Annotated in this window: 15 protein-coding genes and 1 pseudogene; 8 read left to right on the top strand and 8 right to left on the bottom strand. The window is 58.6% G+C overall.

From position 1 onward, the window contains the following. The first annotated feature begins 347 nt into the window (after positions 1-347). Positions 348-557, top strand: a complete 210-nt coding sequence (locus AB7813_RS14055; RefSeq protein WP_439059625.1) for a hypothetical protein — start codon at positions 348-350, stop codon at positions 555-557. A gap of 307 nt (positions 558-864) precedes the next feature. Here the strand turns inward: AB7813_RS14055 and AB7813_RS14050 are convergent, their stop codons facing one another. The 3 genes from AB7813_RS14050 to AB7813_RS14040 all read right to left on the bottom strand — a co-directional run bounded on the left by AB7813_RS14050 (position 865) and on the right by AB7813_RS14040 (position 3,276). After that, on the bottom strand, positions 865-1,326 hold the full coding sequence (locus AB7813_RS14050; protein WP_068738758.1) for a low affinity iron permease family protein: 462 nt from the start codon (positions 1,324-1,326) through the stop codon (positions 865-867). 703 nt (positions 1,327-2,029) lie between these two features. Next, on the bottom strand, positions 2,030-2,269 hold the full coding sequence (locus tag AB7813_RS14045) for a hypothetical protein (protein WP_081422159.1): 240 nt from the start codon (positions 2,267-2,269) through the stop codon (positions 2,030-2,032). Between the two features lie 167 nt (positions 2,270-2,436). Beyond that, positions 2,437-3,276: a DUF1236 domain-containing protein gene (locus AB7813_RS14040; protein WP_441228173.1), complete on the bottom strand. Its 840-nt coding sequence runs from the start codon at positions 3,274-3,276 to the stop codon at positions 2,437-2,439. A 253-nt stretch (positions 3,277-3,529) separates the two neighbouring features. Here AB7813_RS14040 and AB7813_RS14035 point away from each other — a divergent pair, with 253 nt between their 5' ends. Continuing rightward, the gene (locus AB7813_RS14035) at positions 3,530-3,658 is read left to right on the top strand and encodes a hypothetical protein (RefSeq protein WP_286144418.1); all 129 of its coding nucleotides are present in this window, start codon (positions 3,530-3,532) and stop codon (positions 3,656-3,658) included. A gap of 253 nt (positions 3,659-3,911) precedes the next feature. Here the strand turns inward: AB7813_RS14035 and AB7813_RS14030 are convergent, their stop codons facing one another. Continuing rightward, the gene (locus AB7813_RS14030; protein WP_081422136.1) at positions 3,912-4,544 is read right to left on the bottom strand and encodes a response regulator transcription factor; all 633 of its coding nucleotides are present in this window, start codon (positions 4,542-4,544) and stop codon (positions 3,912-3,914) included. 71 nt (positions 4,545-4,615) lie between these two features. Between AB7813_RS14030 and AB7813_RS14025 the strand changes: the two genes are divergently transcribed. Further along, positions 4,616-5,956 carry a histidine kinase gene (locus tag AB7813_RS14025; RefSeq protein WP_441228172.1) on the top strand — a complete coding sequence of 447 codons (1,341 nt, stop codon included), beginning with the start codon at positions 4,616-4,618 and terminating at the stop codon, positions 5,954-5,956. Here AB7813_RS14025 and AB7813_RS14020 read toward each other — a convergent pair. From AB7813_RS14020 to AB7813_RS14010, 3 genes are all read right to left on the bottom strand, one after another. Then, positions 5,953-6,141: a hypothetical protein gene (locus AB7813_RS14020; protein WP_441228171.1), complete on the bottom strand. Its 189-nt coding sequence runs from the start codon at positions 6,139-6,141 to the stop codon at positions 5,953-5,955. The two genes, AB7813_RS14025 and AB7813_RS14020, sit on opposite strands and share 4 nt — an antisense overlap. A 360-nt stretch (positions 6,142-6,501) precedes the next feature. Further along, complete coding sequence (locus AB7813_RS14015; RefSeq protein ID WP_068738747.1) at positions 6,502-6,906, bottom strand: DUF1236 domain-containing protein; 405 nt, start codon at positions 6,904-6,906, stop codon at positions 6,502-6,504. Between the two features lie 1,147 nt (positions 6,907-8,053). Beyond that, positions 8,054-8,293, bottom strand: coding sequence for a hypothetical protein (locus tag AB7813_RS14010; RefSeq protein WP_184511638.1), 240 nt, complete (start codon positions 8,291-8,293; stop codon positions 8,054-8,056). 263 nt (positions 8,294-8,556) lie between these two features. Here AB7813_RS14010 and AB7813_RS14005 point away from each other — a divergent pair, with 263 nt between their 5' ends. The 4 genes from AB7813_RS14005 to mdoH all read left to right on the top strand — a co-directional run bounded on the left by AB7813_RS14005 (position 8,557) and on the right by mdoH (position 13,704). After that, the gene (locus tag AB7813_RS14005) at positions 8,557-8,871 is read left to right on the top strand and encodes a hypothetical protein (protein WP_068738741.1); all 315 of its coding nucleotides are present in this window, start codon (positions 8,557-8,559) and stop codon (positions 8,869-8,871) included. A 15-nt stretch (positions 8,872-8,886) separates the two neighbouring features. Next, complete coding sequence (locus tag AB7813_RS14000) at positions 8,887-9,498, top strand: hypothetical protein (RefSeq protein WP_068738739.1); 612 nt, start codon at positions 8,887-8,889, stop codon at positions 9,496-9,498. 568 nt (positions 9,499-10,066) lie between these two features. Further along, complete coding sequence (locus tag AB7813_RS13995; protein WP_309943909.1) at positions 10,067-11,530, top strand: glucan biosynthesis protein G; 1,464 nt, start codon at positions 10,067-10,069, stop codon at positions 11,528-11,530. Positions 11,531-11,544: 14 nt separating this feature from the next. Continuing rightward, the gene (mdoH, locus tag AB7813_RS13990) at positions 11,545-13,704 is read left to right on the top strand and encodes a glucans biosynthesis glucosyltransferase MdoH (protein WP_441228974.1); all 2,160 of its coding nucleotides are present in this window, start codon (positions 11,545-11,547) and stop codon (positions 13,702-13,704) included. A gap of 137 nt (positions 13,705-13,841) precedes the next feature. Here mdoH and AB7813_RS13985 read toward each other — a convergent pair whose 3' ends face one another. Next, positions 13,842-14,852, bottom strand: coding sequence for a DUF1236 domain-containing protein (locus tag AB7813_RS13985; RefSeq protein ID WP_231079556.1), 1,011 nt, complete (start codon positions 14,850-14,852; stop codon positions 13,842-13,844). An 813-nt stretch (positions 14,853-15,665) separates the two neighbouring features. Between AB7813_RS13985 and AB7813_RS13980 the strand changes: the two are divergent. Continuing rightward, positions 15,666-15,767: pseudogene (locus AB7813_RS13980) on the top strand (DUF3606 domain-containing protein); the annotation flags it as partial. Positions 15,768-17,179 lie beyond the last annotated feature (1,412 nt).

Genomic DNA, 17,179 nt, shown 5'->3' with positions numbered 1-17,179 from the left:
GATTGTGGCCGAAGGCGCCCGTCGGGATGGCCTTCGGGCGGTAAAAACGACCTCGCGTCCAAACGGCGAATCGGCCTGCTGTCTCCTTGATTGATCGTTCGCGGCGGTCCTTAGCCTCCAGCGCCACGGCGGCGCTTCCGGGCCGTCGAGGAGCAAAACGATGAGCTACCATCTTTCAAATGGATGCCCAGTCCGGGCTGCGGGACAAAAATGTACTGATCTATTGAACGTCAATTTACGGCGACACACCGCGCGCTTCTCCGCTATGGCCGACGTTTCGGGAAGAACTGGCAACTTTCGCCGTCGTGCTGAGTTGGCACCGACTGTAAGCAATCGCCGGAGCGAGAATGGTTGACGAAGTGGCGGTGAGAAGGGCGGCAGAGACAGCATGGACGGTGTACAGGGCGGCGCATCCCGACGTCGATACACAGGACAGCCGCCGCTGCCTGCTGGAGCGCTATCTGCACAGGAGGGGTGAAACGCGAGAAAGCGATACCGAAGAACTCGCCAGCTTCGGCATAGCGCACCTGCGCCGGCTTCCCCAAGACGAATGTTGACGGGCATGAAAATGCTCGCTGGATGGGCTCAAGGAAGCACAAGGCCGAATTGGACACTGCTCGCGATTTCATTCCTCATTTCCGCGACCATCGTGACAGTCCTGCGGTTCGTGTTCGGAGGCTAGCCGATGCGGATTGACCAACTTGCTTCGTTGTAGGTTGCGGCGAACTTGACACCCCGGCCCGTGAACGGGTCGGCAGGATGCCGAGCGTCGTCTAGTCCTGAGCCGGCGCATGGACATGGCGACGACGAAAGTTACGATGAGGGGGGGTGCGAAGCCAGGACGGAACCCGCATCATCCGTCCATCAGGACCCGGCGGCGTCCGCGGCTTCGCGAGCTTTCTCGCCCATGCGTTGCACAGTCCTTTCACCGACCTTCTCGGCAGCAGCGCGTGCCTCGCACTTGGTCCGGATATCCTCTAATTCCTCGTCGGTCAGATGCTCGATGCCGACGAATGAGTTATGAGCGGCACTCGTTCGGATGAGTTCGTCTAGCTTCACCTGAATGGCGGCGCTGTCTCGGTTCTGAGAGTTCTGGATGAGAAAGACCATCAAGAACGTCACGATCGTCGTCCCAGTGTTGATGACAAGCTGCCACGTGTCCGAGTAACCGAACAGAGGACCGGTCACGGCCCAGATGATCACGACGGCGGCTGCGACGATGAACGTCGTGGCTCGACCCGCGAGTTGAGAAGTCTTGTTAGCAAGGTCTCCAAAAAAACGGGAAAATCCGCTTCGACGTTCGTTGTTTGACACTATTGAATCCATTTGCCGGTGCGACCTTCCACAACATGCCGTGCAAATTCAAGGCGATGGTAGTTTATTGCTCGAGCGCTTGGGCGCGCCAGGCGCGACATTTCTTGGCACCCATGGATGACGTGACGCTCAATAGCCCAACAATCATTACGCGCAAACGCTGTAGCAAGCTCACCAGGTCAAGGGTAGTTGCTCGGAATCCTCACGTTGCATCACTTGTGGCCTTGAAATGCGCCGGCTTGCATAGTGCGGCGTCTGGCGCATCTTACGCCGGCGGGGCGTTTCTGTGACTTGGCGGAACTCAGTTGGCTTGCGCTCGGCGGTGTTTGTAGAGGCGAGGATAGGTGTCGGCTTCGCCGGCTCGACAGCAGCCGGTTGTAGGTGAACTTGACGCGGAGTGGATCCGCCGCCTTCGCCGCGCAGGCATTCTTCGGAGTAGTATGGCCAGTTTTGCTTTTCGCACCCGCTATCGGCAGCAGTTTGCGAAACCCGTGCGGCGTCTTGGTCCATAGGCGCTCTGCCTGATGCGATTAGCGCGTCAGAAGCTCCTGCGGGGGCATTAGGCACCGCGGAGCCCTGAGTCGCAAATGTTAACGTGATGAAACCAGCGAAGATGATTAAGCCAGCTGCACGTCGATCGAATGTCTTTAGAAAAGTCATGCGGATAACCTTGTCAGAAAAGGAGGAGGTGGCCCATGCGGGCCACTTCCTAGGATCAATCCCAACGATGACGGCGCTGCTTAATCACTACCACCCGGTCGCGATTGCGCCAGCCGCGGTGCCATCCATGATCGCGGCGATATTCCGCGCGAGGGCCGCGGTAGCCGCGGTCATAGTCGCGGGACATTCCGTGATCCTCGCCGATGCGAACGCGCACGTCCTGCGCACTTGCAAAGGTCGGGGTAGTTATGGTCGCCACGACGGCAGCGGCAAATGCGTAAGTTGATAACTTCATCTTCAAGCTCCCTTGTTCAACCGAGACGCCAACGGGATAAAGTGGCAATCGTTCCGCTGTAGCTGCATTGATCCGCACAAGGTCAAAAAAAACTGCCCGCGGATGTGGACCCGGGGCAGTAGAGTGAACGAGGAACGAGTGTCTAGCGCCACAAGGCGGCGCCGGGCCTAACCTTCGATGATGTAGACGATCTCATGTGTCTGCGGTCGAAGGATAACGTAACGACCATTGACCAGAATGAAGTCGTATCCGCGCCATTCTGGATAGATTTCGATCACTCGCGTTGGGAGCGGGTGCACGCGCACTGTAGACGGTACCGTCACGCCTACTGAGATGTTGAAGTTCACATTGCGAACTTCCTCGACCTTTTCTTGCCGGATCGCACTTGTGATCTGCGTGCGCTTTTCAGCAGGAAGGGCAACGGTTGCAGACGTCGCGGCATTGCCCGTCGTAGACGCGGAGCCGGCCTTGCCGTCGCCGGTCTTCGCGTCAGTGGCAGCCTTGGTATCAGTTGTCGACTTGGTGTCCGTCGCGGACTTCGCGCCCTTGGTGTCGGTGCGCTCTTGCGCAGAGGTCCCGGCTTTATCCGACGGAGCGACGGCAGACTTATCCTGGGCGGTCGTTGCTGGTTTGGCAGGCGCTGCCTTCTGGTCGGAGGCGGCCTTGGCATCAGGTGCAGACCTGGTATCGGTCATCGACTTGCCGTCACTTGCCGTCCCCTTTGCAGCGGGCATGTTGGTCGAAGGAGCCTCGCCGGCCCGCGGTGCTGATGCGGCAGGTGCATCGCCGCCCTTTGATCCGCTCGCGCCGCCGCCCTGCGCCAGAGCGAAAGCAGTCGTGGCAATCAAGGCAATGGCCGCAGCCGATCCCATCAATCTCCTATTCATTTTATGACCTCCACTGTCGAGACCGCTCATTCGGTCTTGCGCAACAACAGCGAAAGCAGTTTCTTGGTTCCGTTCTTGGATGACGATTCCGGGTAAAAGAAGCAATACGGGCGGCGCCATATTCCAAAAGACGCGCTGATGCCAGCAGTTGTCTTCGTAACGCCGAGCTCAGGAACCCATCGCAGCCCGGGAATTTGTGTCAACGGCCGCATGGTGCGGTCAAAGGAGAGCAATATGAAACGGATGATGATCGCCGGGGTCGCGGCCCTTTTGCTGACGGCGGGAAGTGGAGCGGCCGTGGCCGCTATGCCGCTAGCGCCGATGACAGCTTCGGGCGATGCGATCGAGATAAAGGGCGGCCACGGTCATGGTCATGGCCACATGCATCGTGGTGGACGCGGACATCATTACGGCTGGTCCCGCGGGCGCGGGCATCATTACGGCTGGAGCCGCGGCCGCGGTCATCGTCATCATTGGTGATAAGTCCGGCGGACGCGATTAAGCGTCCGCCACTCGTTCCGCGCCTGGCGCTGTTGTTGCGCTGCGCTGCGCTCACGACGCAATGCAGCAGCGTTTCCGCAGGGAATTTCGCGCGGATCCGGCGACAGGCGTCGCGCCTCCCCAAGACTGTGGCGGCACGTTCTCCCATGTCATAGGAACGCTAGCCACTTGTCGATGCACGTCCTTAGGCTTTAAGCCTGCGGCTGATGGGAGCTGTGCCGAAAGAAGCGGCCAAGACTTGATCGTGAAGAACTCTAATTTAAGCCCATCTCGACGGCTATACGGATAAGATCGGAGTGGTTCCGTGCGCCCAGCTTCTGCTTCAGTAGGGACGTGGTATTTGCTACCGTCTTGTAAGAGATGCCGAGCGCGTCGGCGACCTCAACGATCTTGTCGCCCCGGCCGAGGAGCCGAAGAATTTCCAGTTCCCGGGCCGACATGCTGGTGGCCGGATTTGCCCGGATAGCAGCGCCTGAGAACGTTACTGTCTTGGCGAGATGCGGGGAAATGAAGTTCTCACCCGCAGCCACTTTGCGTACTGCCTTGATGAGCAGGCGCGGATCGTCGCCCTTAGAGACATAGCCTTGGGCACCGAGCTCGATGGCTCGGACCACAAAGGCTGGATCGTCATTCATGCTGAACATGATAATACGCGCGTCGGGATCATCCTTGCGGATACGACGCATCAACTCGAAGCCGGAAAGATCCGGCAGATTGATGTCGATGATCGTCACGTCGGGCCGTTTAGATAGATAGGCGCGGTGCCCCGATTTCTCATCGACCGCCTCATCGATGGATATTGTAGGGTCCGACGCAAACAGCGAACGGCAGCCCGACACCACGACGGGGTGGTCATCGACAATCAGGAGCTTCACAGGCTGTGCCATCGGCGGGACAATCTCGCAATTATGCTATGCATATTGGATTTCAACGCTTTGACCAGAGGAATGGTGCCGGGTTGACCAATTTAATGATTCCAATGTGGACGACTTTGTCGCTGCGTGCACGCATCTGCGTGCTGCTGGGCGGCATGTTTCTGAGCGCCCTGATTGCCGGCCTCGCTTTGCTATGGATTTTCTCTTCGGATCAAATTTTGGAGGAAAACGAGCCATCGGCGCGGTCGGCGATCACCGTCGCGGCGGGTTTGAACGCCGCTCTCGCGGCCTCCACAAGACCCGACGCAATCCTTGCGGCGTTCGTCGATCAGCTCGGTTCGACACCTGCGGACGCGATCCGGTTTCGCCGTGATGGCGAGGTGCATGCACCGGAGCAGGGCAAGACGTCCGGCAAGGTCCCGGAATGGTTCGTGAAAGCGCTGTTCGTGCCTGACCTTGCGCAGCATATTCCCGTCCTGGTCCAAGGTCGCCGGGTCGGCGATCTTATTTTCGAACCAGATCTCTCTGCGCAGATCTACGAGAAATGGATCGGCTTTCTCTCGCTTCTCGGGTCACTCGTCGGCATGGCATTGCTTGCCGGCCTCTTGTCGTTTGTGACGATTGGCGCAGCGCTGCAGCCCTTACGCGATCTCGCTGAGGGGCTGGCACGGCTCCGCACTGGTGACTTCTCGAAGAAAGTCGATTGTTCCGGCCCCCCTGAAGTTCGGGAAAGCTGCTTGTCCGTGAACGAGCTTGCTTTGACTCTCGGTCGCCTCAGTTCAGAGAACCGAAGTCTATTACGAAGGATGATCTCCATCCAAGATGAGGAGCGACGTGACATCTCGCGTGAGTTGCACGATGAACTTGGTCCGCTTCTGTTTGCTATCCGGGCTAACGTTACTGCTATGATCGACGACTGCGGCAGCGGCACCAACCGGTCCATGGGAGAGGAGCGTGTGCTGCAGGCGGTGGAGGCTTTGCAAATCGCCAACCGCCGCATTCTTGAGCGGCTGCGACCAATGCTCATCGAAGAGCTGGGTCTCGATGCTAGCATTCAAAAGCTTTTGCGTGACGTACACACGCAGGTGCCTGAAATGGCCGTGACATTCGAGATCGATCCCCGGATCGTCACGGCGGACAGTGTGGTCGCTCAGACCGTATACCGTTTGCTGCAGGAAGGCATCACCAACGTCCTGAAACATGCCGGTGCGTCTAAGATGAGCGTGAAGACCGAGGTGACGAACGAAGCTATTCTGGTCGAGGTTGCCGATAATGGTGCGAGGGCGCCCCTGGAGCCGAAATTCGGCCGGGGCCTGACGGGGATGCAGGAGCGCCTCCGCGCCTTAGAAGGAAAGTTTGACTACATCCGTGCCGACGGATGGACAACAATCCGGTGCAGCCTACCGCTGGCAGCGCCGGATTAGGTTGGACCGGCCGTCTTTGCCATCGGCGTGATCTCAAAACCGGCCAGCGAGAGAGCCGTGATCACTACCTTTGCAACGCAGGTCGCTTGCTCGCTCGTTATCGGCAATTTTTCTCCGTTGCGGTTGTCGATAGCACAAGTGCTAATAGCCTCGGCTATGATCGTCATTAGCTGGAAGTCATCCACCTCTAGCAACTCCTGAACAAAGCAACGACCTGCTTAAGTCTCTAGGAACGGCACGTTGAATAGACAGGGCTTGGGGCCTCCGATCTATTATTTGACGATGCGAAACGCGGCGTCCTGGGCACGTGGCGGGTCTTCCGGCTGACGATGATGCGCCATGCTGCGCAGTGAATCGGTGGGCCTCCAGCCCTTTGCGGAGGAGCTTTTTGTCGGGGAGCTGTCGCTTTCGCCGATGGCAAATAGAACTCCCAGCAGTACGGCGCCGACCCACACGAAATATTGAAATATGGGCAAGATGATCCTCCCACAAAGACGCATCGAACTGGTCGAGGCGGCCCTTTCGGCCCGCCTCGAAAAGCGCGCTTAGTCGATCACTTCGACGATACGATGGGTGCCCGGGTCGACCAGTACGGTCCGATCGTTGACCACCGTGTAGCGATAGGCAGTGGAACCGTACTCTCGCGGAACTTCATAATAGGTGACGCCGCTGTCGGGCAATACGGCACCGACGCGTAGCTCGCGGTCATACCGGTACGACGGGTGACGGCGCTCGGTGACGTAGCTGTGGAAGCGGGGACGGTTGGCCTCGGAAATGCCGCCTGCCGTGGCGCCGGCGGCAGCGCCAACGGCGGCACCGACAGGGCCACCGACGGCGCCACCGACGATTGCGCCGCCGACGGCTCCGCCCGCCGCTCCATTCTGAGCGAGGGCAGGCGAGAAGTAGGCCAGCGAAGCGATTGCAATGGCAGCCGTGGAAATGAATTTCATGATCGTCCTCCTGGTGTGTTGGCGGAGTGAAAACTGCCAACACTTAAGGTCGTTCCGTCGAATTGCCGCTTTATCCCGATATTTTCCATCGACCGTGTGGAAGGCGGGGAAACGGTTTCTAACCGAATGATCGGGGACCGCGCGCCACGTTGGTGCTCGCCAATACATTGACTTATATGGCCTATCATAACTATTGGATGTGATTCAGAAAACGTGGTGCTGACTATTATGAGCCCTGGCAGAAATGGACGAGCGGGAAATCATGGTATCTCGATTGGTGCCGAGGAGGAAGGCAGCTGCATATAGAGCGCGGGGATTTGGACGCGCATCCGGCGTCGGAGGAATTGTTTGTCGACATCGCCGAGGCGGCTGACGCTCCATGCCGGGATTGACCGCTATGAGCTGGTGGAAGGTCAGATTTTCTGACGTTAGAACATAGTGGGACCGATAGCCGACTAATGCATGACCGAACTATAAACAGAAATCCTAGGCGCGAAATGAACACAGACAATGGTGCGGACGAACACGTCATCTACCAAACGAGATTTCAGGGAAGGGTACTGGATTTTCGCGGGCGTCCCGTTTTCCTGAGATACGACTGCTGTGAGTTCGTCAAATGCCAGATACTGCTCGATGAGGGGACCACCAGCGTCGCTTTCACGTACTGCACGTTCGAAGATTGCAACATCGATGCAATCCAAGCCGACGAGCATCGAGGCGTGGTCGCTCGCGATAATATTTTCAAGCCGCCAATAGAAGATCGCAGGCTTAACTTAGAACGACGCTTAGCGTTGGCGCTCGCTGCGAGGGATGTGTCACGCGGACGGAGGTTCCCTTAATCGATCGATGTGCTCCTGAAATTGCAACAGAGGCGTGATGCTCACTCGATTAGCACTTCGGCAACGGGACCCATTGAGTGATCGATTCATGCGTGTCCCGCTACGCGCGAAGGCGGCTGGCACTGTCATTCGCTAAGGCTCGAGCCGCGCCGACACGTGCTGCAAGCGCGAGACGTCGTGGAGCGCTGGACATGCGATTGCGCATCCTTGCGATTAGTCGCGTCGACTCTCGCTAATCGGAACCGCGATACCGTGACCGGTCGGCACAAGCACCCGTCACCGATCGAAGTGACGGGTGCTGACGCGCGTCAGTTCTCTGTGCAGACCTTCATGGTCTTCATGCCGGTTTCGGCTTCCGTTCTGGTCTTGAACGTTCCGTTGTCGACAATCGTCGTTGTCGTGGTCGTTGGCTTCTTATCTACGATTGTGCACTTCTTGGTGGTGGCATCGCGCACCACGTAGTAGTCGCTGGAAACCGTCGTCGTTTGAGCGAAGGCCGAGGTACAAGCGAAAGCAGCTAGCGCTCCGGCGAGATAAAGTGTTTTCATGGCGTATCCTCCAATTGCAAAATTTGCGAGACGCAAACGCGTCAATCAATCCGCGCAATTGCCGAAAGTTCCCGATCATGGTTTGGCGGTGAGTCAAGAGAAGGCACGCAAGCCGGCCATATGATCCGCCGTTGCGGGAAAGAATGGCATAAGCAAGGGATGTCGCGCCGCTATCGTAGGTCCAGGCCTTTTTTCGGCAATCAATGGAACGCGTCAGCTAACAGCTTGTTGGAGGATCCCAAACACCAACCTATGAGGGACCTATGAAACGCGTTTCGACTATCTGTGTCGCCGCTCTCCTGATCTCGGGAGTAGCCCATGCCCAGAGCCCGGCGGCAAAAGATCGTCCGGGCAACAATGCCGTCAACAGCGAGCAGAAGAACTCCAATGCGCCGGTCGCCGGACGCAACTCCTTCACCGAGGGGCAGGCCAAGAGTGCCATCGAAAAGGCTGGCTACACGAACGTCACCGAACTGAAAAAAGACGACAACGGCGTATGGCGCGGCAAAGCGACCAAGGGTGGCTCGACCAGTGCGATCAGCGTCGATTTCCAGGGCAACGTCAACGCAGCAAAGTAACCGGAAGGTAATCTCATGACCGTGACCATTTCACGTTTGTACGACTCGTATACGGAAGCGCAGAAAGCTGTCGGAAGCCTTGAGGCCGCCGGCGTTCCTCATGGGGACATCAGTATCGTGGCCAACAACTCCGAGGGCTGGTTCGACGGCAAGAAGGACCGCGACGGTGATGGCGTCGATGATCGCGCCGAAGCAGCCGGCACCGGTGCCGGAATCGGTGCAGGGATCGGCGGCGCTGCGGGCCTTTTAGCCGGACTAGGGCTGCTTGCAATTCCTGGCCTTGGACCAGTTGTCGCGGCAGGATGGCTTGCCGCCACGGCAGTCGGCGCTGCCGCCGGAGCAGCAACCGGCGGCATTGTTGGTGCTCTGACCGAGGCTGGCGTCTCCAAGGAAGATGCACCGCTTTACGCGGAAGGCGTTCGCCGCGGCGGCACGTTGGTCTCGGCAAAGGTCAACGAGGCCGATCGCGCGCGTCTCGAGGCGCTGATGAGCCCATCGTCAGTCAATCTCAATGATCGCCGTGTGGCCTGGGAGAAGTCGGGCTGGAGCGGGTATGACCCGGCAAGCCCGCCCTACGATGCGGGGCAGGTGCGCAAGGAGCGAGAATTGTACGGTCGTTCCCGATAACAACGATGGCCCGCTTCGGCGGGCCATTTTTTTCACCGGAGGTCAAGCTCAGCAGTCAGGGCGGAGTGGTGTGGCGTGTCAGGCGTTCGATGCGAGAAACCGGGCTGCGCGACGGGGAATTATGAACAACCGGCGGGATAAATTGGCAGCACTAATGCGGATCAATGCAGCATCGTCGAAGCACTGCGTCCGTCGTTGAAAGCTGATCTTGAGGGTTTTCGTGAGTCATCCGGCAGGGGCGTATTGGCTGTCGCATTGAATGGTGACTTAGCGCCGTCGCACGGCGTGGACCGATCTATCGACAACCGGACAGCGCTATTTTTACTCGTCTATGGTCAGTTCGCGCGCCGTCGACTGGCATTTGACACCGGCCGAGCGCGGGTTGGGAAACGCCAGCGCTTAGTGAGCTAGAGTCGGGAAACACCGGCAATCAAGGCAAGCGCAGAGCGCTGAATGTTCCAGCTCGCGGAACTCGATGGTGCAGCGCGTGTTATTGCCTATCACTCTGGCGTTTGGAGACACCTTGAACCGCAGACAACTTCTCGGCGCTTCGGCCGCTTTGCCATTGATGACGATTATCCCGCGCAGCGCCCGCGCAGCTCCCGGGCCTGTGCCGTTCGACGCCGCCGTGGTGCGGCAAATGGCGCGGGAAGCCGCCGCCAAGGCGTTCAAGGCGCCAGACAACAAGCTGCCAGACTCCCTCAAGGATCTGGACTACGACCGATACCGCGCGCTGCGCTTTAATCCGGAGAAGGCTTTGTGGCGCGGCGAGAAGCTGCCCTTCGAGGTGCAGTTCTTTCATCGTGGCTCGTTCTACACCAATCGCGTCGATATCTATGAAGTGGCCAATGGCCAGGCGACCCAAGTCCCTTATCAACCTGAGCATTTCTCCTTTGGCGCTACGCCGCCCCCGCCGGCCGGCGCCGACTTAGGCTTCGGCGGCTTCCGGCTGCATGCCCCGATCAATAAGCCCGATTACTATGACGAGGTCTGCGTTTTTCTCGGCGCCAGCTATTTCCGCGCGGTGGCCAAAGGCCAAGTATATGGCTTGTCCGCGCGGGGCCTGTCCATCAACACCGGCGAGGCGGCCGGCGAGGAATTCCCACAGTTCAAGTCCTTCTGGATCGAGAAGCCGGCGTCCAACGCCAACTCGATCGTAGTGCATGCGTTGCTCGACAGTGAAAGTGCCGCGGCCGCCTATCGGTTCACCATCCGGCCAGGCGATACGACCATTTTCGATGTAGAAATGGTCATTTACCCGCGGGTGGAAATAAAAAACACTGGCCTCGCGGCGATCACGAGCATGTTCTTCTTCGGTCCGAACGACCGCAAGGAAGTGGACGATTTCCGCCCTGCGGTGCACGATTCCGACGGTCTGGCAATTTTCAACGGGCGAGGCGAGCAGCTCTGGCGACCCCTGCATAACCCGCGCGATCTGCAGATCAGCTCTTTCGGAGACCGAAATCCGCGCGGCTTTGGACTGATGCAACGGCAGAAGGACTTCTCCGACTACCAGGATCTCGAATCAAGTTTCGAACGGCGCCCCAGTCTCTGGGTGGAGCCGATTGGCGATTGGGGCGAGGGATCGGTGCAACTGCTGGAAATTCCGACCAAGGAAGAGATTCACGACAATATCGGTACCTTTTGGCGTCCGAAAAACCCGCTTCCAGCAAAGGGCGAACTCGCGTTTACCTACCGCCTGCATTGGGGGCCCGATCAACCGAAGCCGTCGGCGCTGGCGATCTTTTCACGCAGCGGCATCGGTGCGCGCGGGGACGATACCAAGCTATTTGTGCTCGATCTGATTGGCGACAAGCTCAAATCCATCGATCCCACCAAGATCAAAGGTGTTGTCACGGCCGAAAAGGCTGAAATCCGCAATATCGTAACACAGCGGAATCCGCAAAACGGCGGCTGGCGCCTGAGTTTCGAGATGCCGGTCAAGAGTAAGGCGCCGGTCGAATTGCGCGCTTCTTTGATGCAGGACGATCAGGCGATCTCCGAAGTTTGGGTCTATCGATGGACACCATGAATGTGAAGAACCAAATGCCGTTGGTTACCGTGCCTGCGGCTACGTTGCCGGCCGGCGCGGGCGAGAGGTTTCTACCGCCAGAGATGCCGCTGACGATGATATCGGATGGGCTCGCAGGGCCAGCTTCCTCCCAACGACGCGCGCAGTTCAGGCCCATGCCGACTGTTCTGCGGCGCGCTTACATCCTCCTCGGCACCGTGGCCCTGACCGCGGCCGGCGGCTACGAGATGTTCGAGGTGCTGAAGGTCGGCGGCGTGACCATCCTCGAAGGCATGGTACTGGCGCTCTTCGTGCTGCTGTTCGCCTGGGTCGCGTTCTCGTTCATGTCGGCACTGGCCGGCTTCGTCCTACTGTTGATGCGCGCACGGGATCCGCTCGCCATAGAACCGCTTACGCCACTTGCGATGATCTCAAGCCGCAACGCGATGCTGTTACCGACCTATAACGAAGATCCCCATCAGATCACGGCGCGGTTGCGGGCGATGTGGGAATCTATATCGGAGACCGGTTACGCCGCGCAGTTCGACTGGTACGTGCTGAGTGACAGCACTGACCCTGCAATCTGGGTGGCCGAGGAAAAAGCCATTTTGAAACTGCGCCGCGAGACTGCCAGCGATCGCATCTTTTATCGCCATAGGATGCGCAACACCGCGCGCAAATCGGGAAATATTGAGGATTGGGTCAAGCGGTTCGGCGCCGGGTATGATCACATGATCATCCTGGACGCCGACAGCCTCATGACTGGTGACACGATCGTGCGCCTGGTCGCCGGCATGGAGCAGCATCCCGGCGTCGGTCTGATCCAGACGCTGCCTATCGTTGTCAATGCGCGGTCGCTATTCGCACGGATGCAGCAATTCGCTGGCAGGCTTTACGGCCCGGTAATCGCCTCCGGAATCGCTTGGTGGCACGGCTCGGAAGGCAATTACTGGGGACACAATGCTATCATCCGCGTGCGCGCCTTTGCAGAACATGCCAGCCTGCCCGAACTTCCCGGGCGCAAGCCGTTCGGCGGCCATATTCTCAGCCATGACTTCATTGAAGCAGCTTTCATGCGGCGCGCCGGATGGGCGATCCACATGGCACCGAAACTGGGCGGCAGTTTCGAGGAATGCCCGCCGTCGCTCCTCGATTTTGCAGCGCGCGACCGCCGATGGTGTCAGGGCAATCTGCAGCACCTGGCTGTGCTGGGAGCGCCACGGCTTCATTGGGTCTCGCGGTTGCATCTCCTGACCGGCATCGGTTCTTATTTAACTGCGCCGTTGTGGCTTATGTTTCTGGTGCTCGGGATTCTCATCTCGCTGCAGGCCCAGTTTGTGCGTCCGGAATATTTCGCAAAGGGGTTTTCGCTGTTTCCGCAGTGGCCAGCCCAAGATCCGGTTCGCGCGGCCTGGGTCTTCGCCGGCACGATGGGTCTTCTGATCGTACCAAAACTGCTTGCCTACGTTTTGCTGCTCACCCAGGCCGAAAATCGAGCGCGGTTCGGCGGCGGCTTTCTTGCTTTGTCCGGCATCATCGTCGAGACTTTGCTGTCCGGCCTGATCGCGCCAGTGATGATGATCTTCCAATCGTCGGCGGTCGGCGAGATTCTGCTTGGTCGGGATGCCGGCTGGCAGGTTCAGCGCCGCGACGACGGCGTTGTCCCGATCCGCGAAGTGGTCAGAAAGTACGCGGTACCGACCGTGTTCGGTGTACTGATGGCGATTAGCGCTTATGCGGTGTCGCTACCGCTATTCCTGTGGATGACGCCGGTAATCGTAGGTTTGTGGCTGTCGATGCCGCTGGCCATCGTGTCGTCGCGCGCGCTGCAGCCAGGCCAGCACGCCCGCTTATTTGCAACTCCCGAACAGAATCTACCGCCGAAAGTACTGATTCGCGCAAAAGAGTTGGCCTTGGCGGCACCGATCTACGGCGCAAGCTCGCTGCACGAATTGCGTAAGGACATGGATCTGTGCGCGGCCCATTTGAGATCGCTGGTTGATGAGCCACGCAGCCGTGGCCAGATCGATTCCGACCTCGCCATCGCGCGAGCAAAAATTGTAGAAGCTGAGGATTTTGACGAAGCCGTCAGTTTTTTCAGTACGCGCGAGACTTTTGCGGCGCTGAACAGTCGGGTCGCGCTTCAGCAATTGGCTGCACTGCCCGATAAGGCACACGCCACGAAGTCTGAGTAGGACCTGCCAAAATATAATACGGAAAAGTGCGCGAGCCCCCATATGACAGCCATCGCACCCGAGGTTTCGGCCTTTGTAATGACATTGCGAAAAAGAGGCGGCCCATTGGCCGCCTCGATTCACTTTGTGAAGTCGTGTCAGTCAATTTCGTCGATCACCACGCGCTCTCCGGGGTCGACCAGATAGGTGCGATTTTCGCGGTGGATGTAGCGGTAGTCGCGCAGTGAAGGAGCTTCTCGGTAAACGACGTCGGGAAATTCTTCAATCTCGACCGTTTCCGGTAGACGCTCGCCGCGGCGGATAACCGTCTTGGCCGTACTGCCGGTCGTTTGGCGCTCGGTTGTCCTCGTCTTGACGTGCTTGCGCACAACGTCCCGGTCCTTGTCGGTAAACGAGACCTTGGAGCGGGCCGGTGCAGGCGCGGCGGCCGTTGATCCACCGGAGCGCGGCAGCACAGTTACGATTTGCAAGGTCGAAGGTTCGACGATGACGATTTCGTCGCGCACCACAAAGAAGCTGTAGCCTCGATATTGCGGTACGACTTCGACGACCTCAGAGGGAAGCGTCTGCAGACGGGTGTCGCGGGGGACAGAGGTGCCCACGGTCAGGGAAAAATTAACGTTGTTAAGAGGCTGCACGTTGAGCCGAGAAATCGACTGGGTAACACGCGTGCGCTGCTGGTCATTGATATTGACGGAAGCATTGACGCTGGTCGATTGCGACTGCGCATTGTTGTTCGTCGAGGGAGCTTGCGCCGCGTTGTTAGAAGGAGACTGCGCCGTATTACTCGTTGTCGTTGGCTGCGCTGCAGCGTTAGCACCGCCGCTGGTCGGAGCCTGCATCTGGCCGCCGGCCGTTGCGGGCGGCGTGTTGGTCTGCGCTTGCGGGGGCTGCGATGTCGAAGACCCGGCCGCCGACGATGGAGCAGTCGTCTGCGCCTGCGAAGAGCTGGTGGATGTGCTTGGTGAGGTGGACGTGGACCGATCGTTGGTCGTATCGGGTGCCTTCTGAGTCGTAGGCGAAGAGGTGCTCGGGGACTGCGTTTGTTGTGTGCTAGGGGAGGTTGCTGTCGCGCTTGGCGACTGAGCAATCGCTGCGGTGGCGAACACCAAGCCGACCGCCGTGCTAAATAAGAAACGCGCCTTCATGATCAATTCCTCCATTCTTTGTAGTCATCGTGAACGAGGAAGACACACGGTAGTTCCGATAGAAGTCGGGAATAAGTGGCAAATTCTAATGACAAGGGGTCTCTTCTCGGTCGCGTAGGCATTGATGGCCGCGTGGCAGAGCCGGAGAGCGAGGGCCTGGTGCAATTGCACGGTGCCTGCTGATCTTAATGCGAGCTGCGGCATCGTTTTGCTCAACGCCGTCCCTGCGAGTTCAAGTCTGCTAACCGGCTCCCTCCTTGTATTCTCGCAAAATTCGCCGGACTGCTCCGGCAATCAAGCAACCATTGTAATTGGGGAGTACGTCAAGGCAGACACATGCTCGCGGCGCACCCGCGACGCTCGCAACGTGACGGGAACCGTATGGTGTTTTAGCGGGACCAAAATTATTTGTAGGCGGGACGCATTGCGGGCCTACCGGGAACGGCGTCTCAACGACTACCCGGCTTCGGAATTAGACGACCTTCAGCCGGTCCGCAGCGGGGTCGCAATTGCATACCTTTCCCACCACCAGTCGCTTGGAACAACGCTCAATTAGAGCTCTTGATCCCGCGTCCTTGCATGCACGCAAACTCTTGCATAGACGAACTCGCCGCGCGGGCCTTTGGGTTGGCGCGGCTCCTTTATGTGATCGTAACGCTTTACAGAGCGCTAACCTGCGCGACTGGCGCCAGATGTGTCTGTAGCGGTCTTGGCGGGAACTTGACGCCGCTGTCCGCCGTTTAACACGCGAATCGAGGCTGTTATGGACGATCTTAAAAAAAACTCCGCAAGGTCGCAGCAAGAGTTCGATACTGGACCAAGCACCTCAAGGTTACGAAGGAGGAGTTGCAAAGCGTTGTCGAAAAAGTTGGCAACTCTGCCGCGACCGTGCGTAAAGAGCTCGCAATTTCATAACGGGAGGCGACCCTGACTACTGTCTCGCTCGCTGCGCTTCTTGATGAGTCCGTCGATATCGCTTTCGATTTTCTGCGGCGCTCGGGAGACTTGGAAGATGTTCGTGAGGCTAACCAGTTCCTCACATTTCACGTAGCCAGACTGATGCGAGAGGGCATCACGAGCCGCCTTCTGTTGTCCAATCGGGCTATCGCGGCATATCGATCCCGAGCGGCCAATGGCCCGCCAAGGGATGTCAAGCGCTCAGCGGGCTAGCGTGGAGTTTTACCGGTCCTACCTTCGCGCGTCGCCGAAGGTTTGACGCCGACTTGGCCTTCGCCAACTGGGAGATCCCCGGCTAAGTCCTCAGGCCAAGTCTGCGCTCATTCTGGCCGCAACGCTCGTTGGATGGGCCCTCATTCAACGTCGAGGCCAAGCTCACGCAACGCTCGGGCTGGCTCAACCGAACCGAATGCGTCTCGGCGCTCCTCGGGATCATAGCGTCCCAACCGAAATGGAGAGCGGCGACGCTTTTGTGCCGCAGTATCCGGAATCCTATCGCCCAGATGAGACAGGAATGCCGTTCGACGACGGGCCGAGGAAAGCTTCCGGCTCCGTGAAAAGTCAGCACAAACTAATTCGTTCCTCGGGAAGGATCGGCCCGGCGGCGGAGGGATTTCGCCGCCGGCCGCCTCACTGAACTCGGTGCGGAATGCCGCTCAGCTCGGCCAACAGCTTCTGCAAAGGCTGCCGGCTTGTGAAAATTGGATCAAATGGTTTCGTTCCGGCGGCGCTTCATCAAGCCCCCAATAACATAATGGAAGGCCCGGCCGCCTGAGGTTGAGGGACATGGTGAGCCGCCGAGCCCGGCGACAGCTTAAGGGATCATCTGCCAGCTGCCGGAAAGAACAAACTTCTTGGAATCCTTCCTGGGCCGACGGAAACCGGAGTGTATGACCTTGGAAGAACGACCATCGGCTCCTCAAATAATCAGATCTGATCGACAACGTTCCGGTCAACATCCGCCTAGCTTAGTGGGGCCGCTCATATTGCAATTGAGCGACCCCGTGCCACGCAATTGAAATGTTGCCGGTACGAACGACAAGTCCGGCAACGTCACGCGACACTTTTGACGCTAAGCCCTTCGTTCATGTTCACAACACAAGCCGCTCCTTAACCTAACTACTCAACCTTACCGGCGAAATTCGTTAGCTGCTTCTCACGGCTTGCGGAGCGGATTTCGCCATCGCCTGTCACCGGCGGCGCAGGGCACATCAGCTGAGTACAATCATAGGAGGCTCGGCGGCGTTGGGTTTTGGGGGTAGGGAAGCCGCCGAGCCCGGCCGACAGCACCACACAACTGCCGACCGCAGGAAAAAGCGGCAATAATAGATTTCGTTCCATCAAATAGCAGCCAATAAAATGGCCCGATG

Source organism: Tardiphaga sp. 20_F10_N6_6, from assembly GCF_052076045.1.
GTDB lineage: Bacteria > Pseudomonadota > Alphaproteobacteria > Rhizobiales > Xanthobacteraceae > Tardiphaga > Tardiphaga robiniae.
The sequence above is the reverse complement of the archived record's forward strand: the minus strand, read 5'-3'. Positions and strand labels throughout refer to the sequence as shown.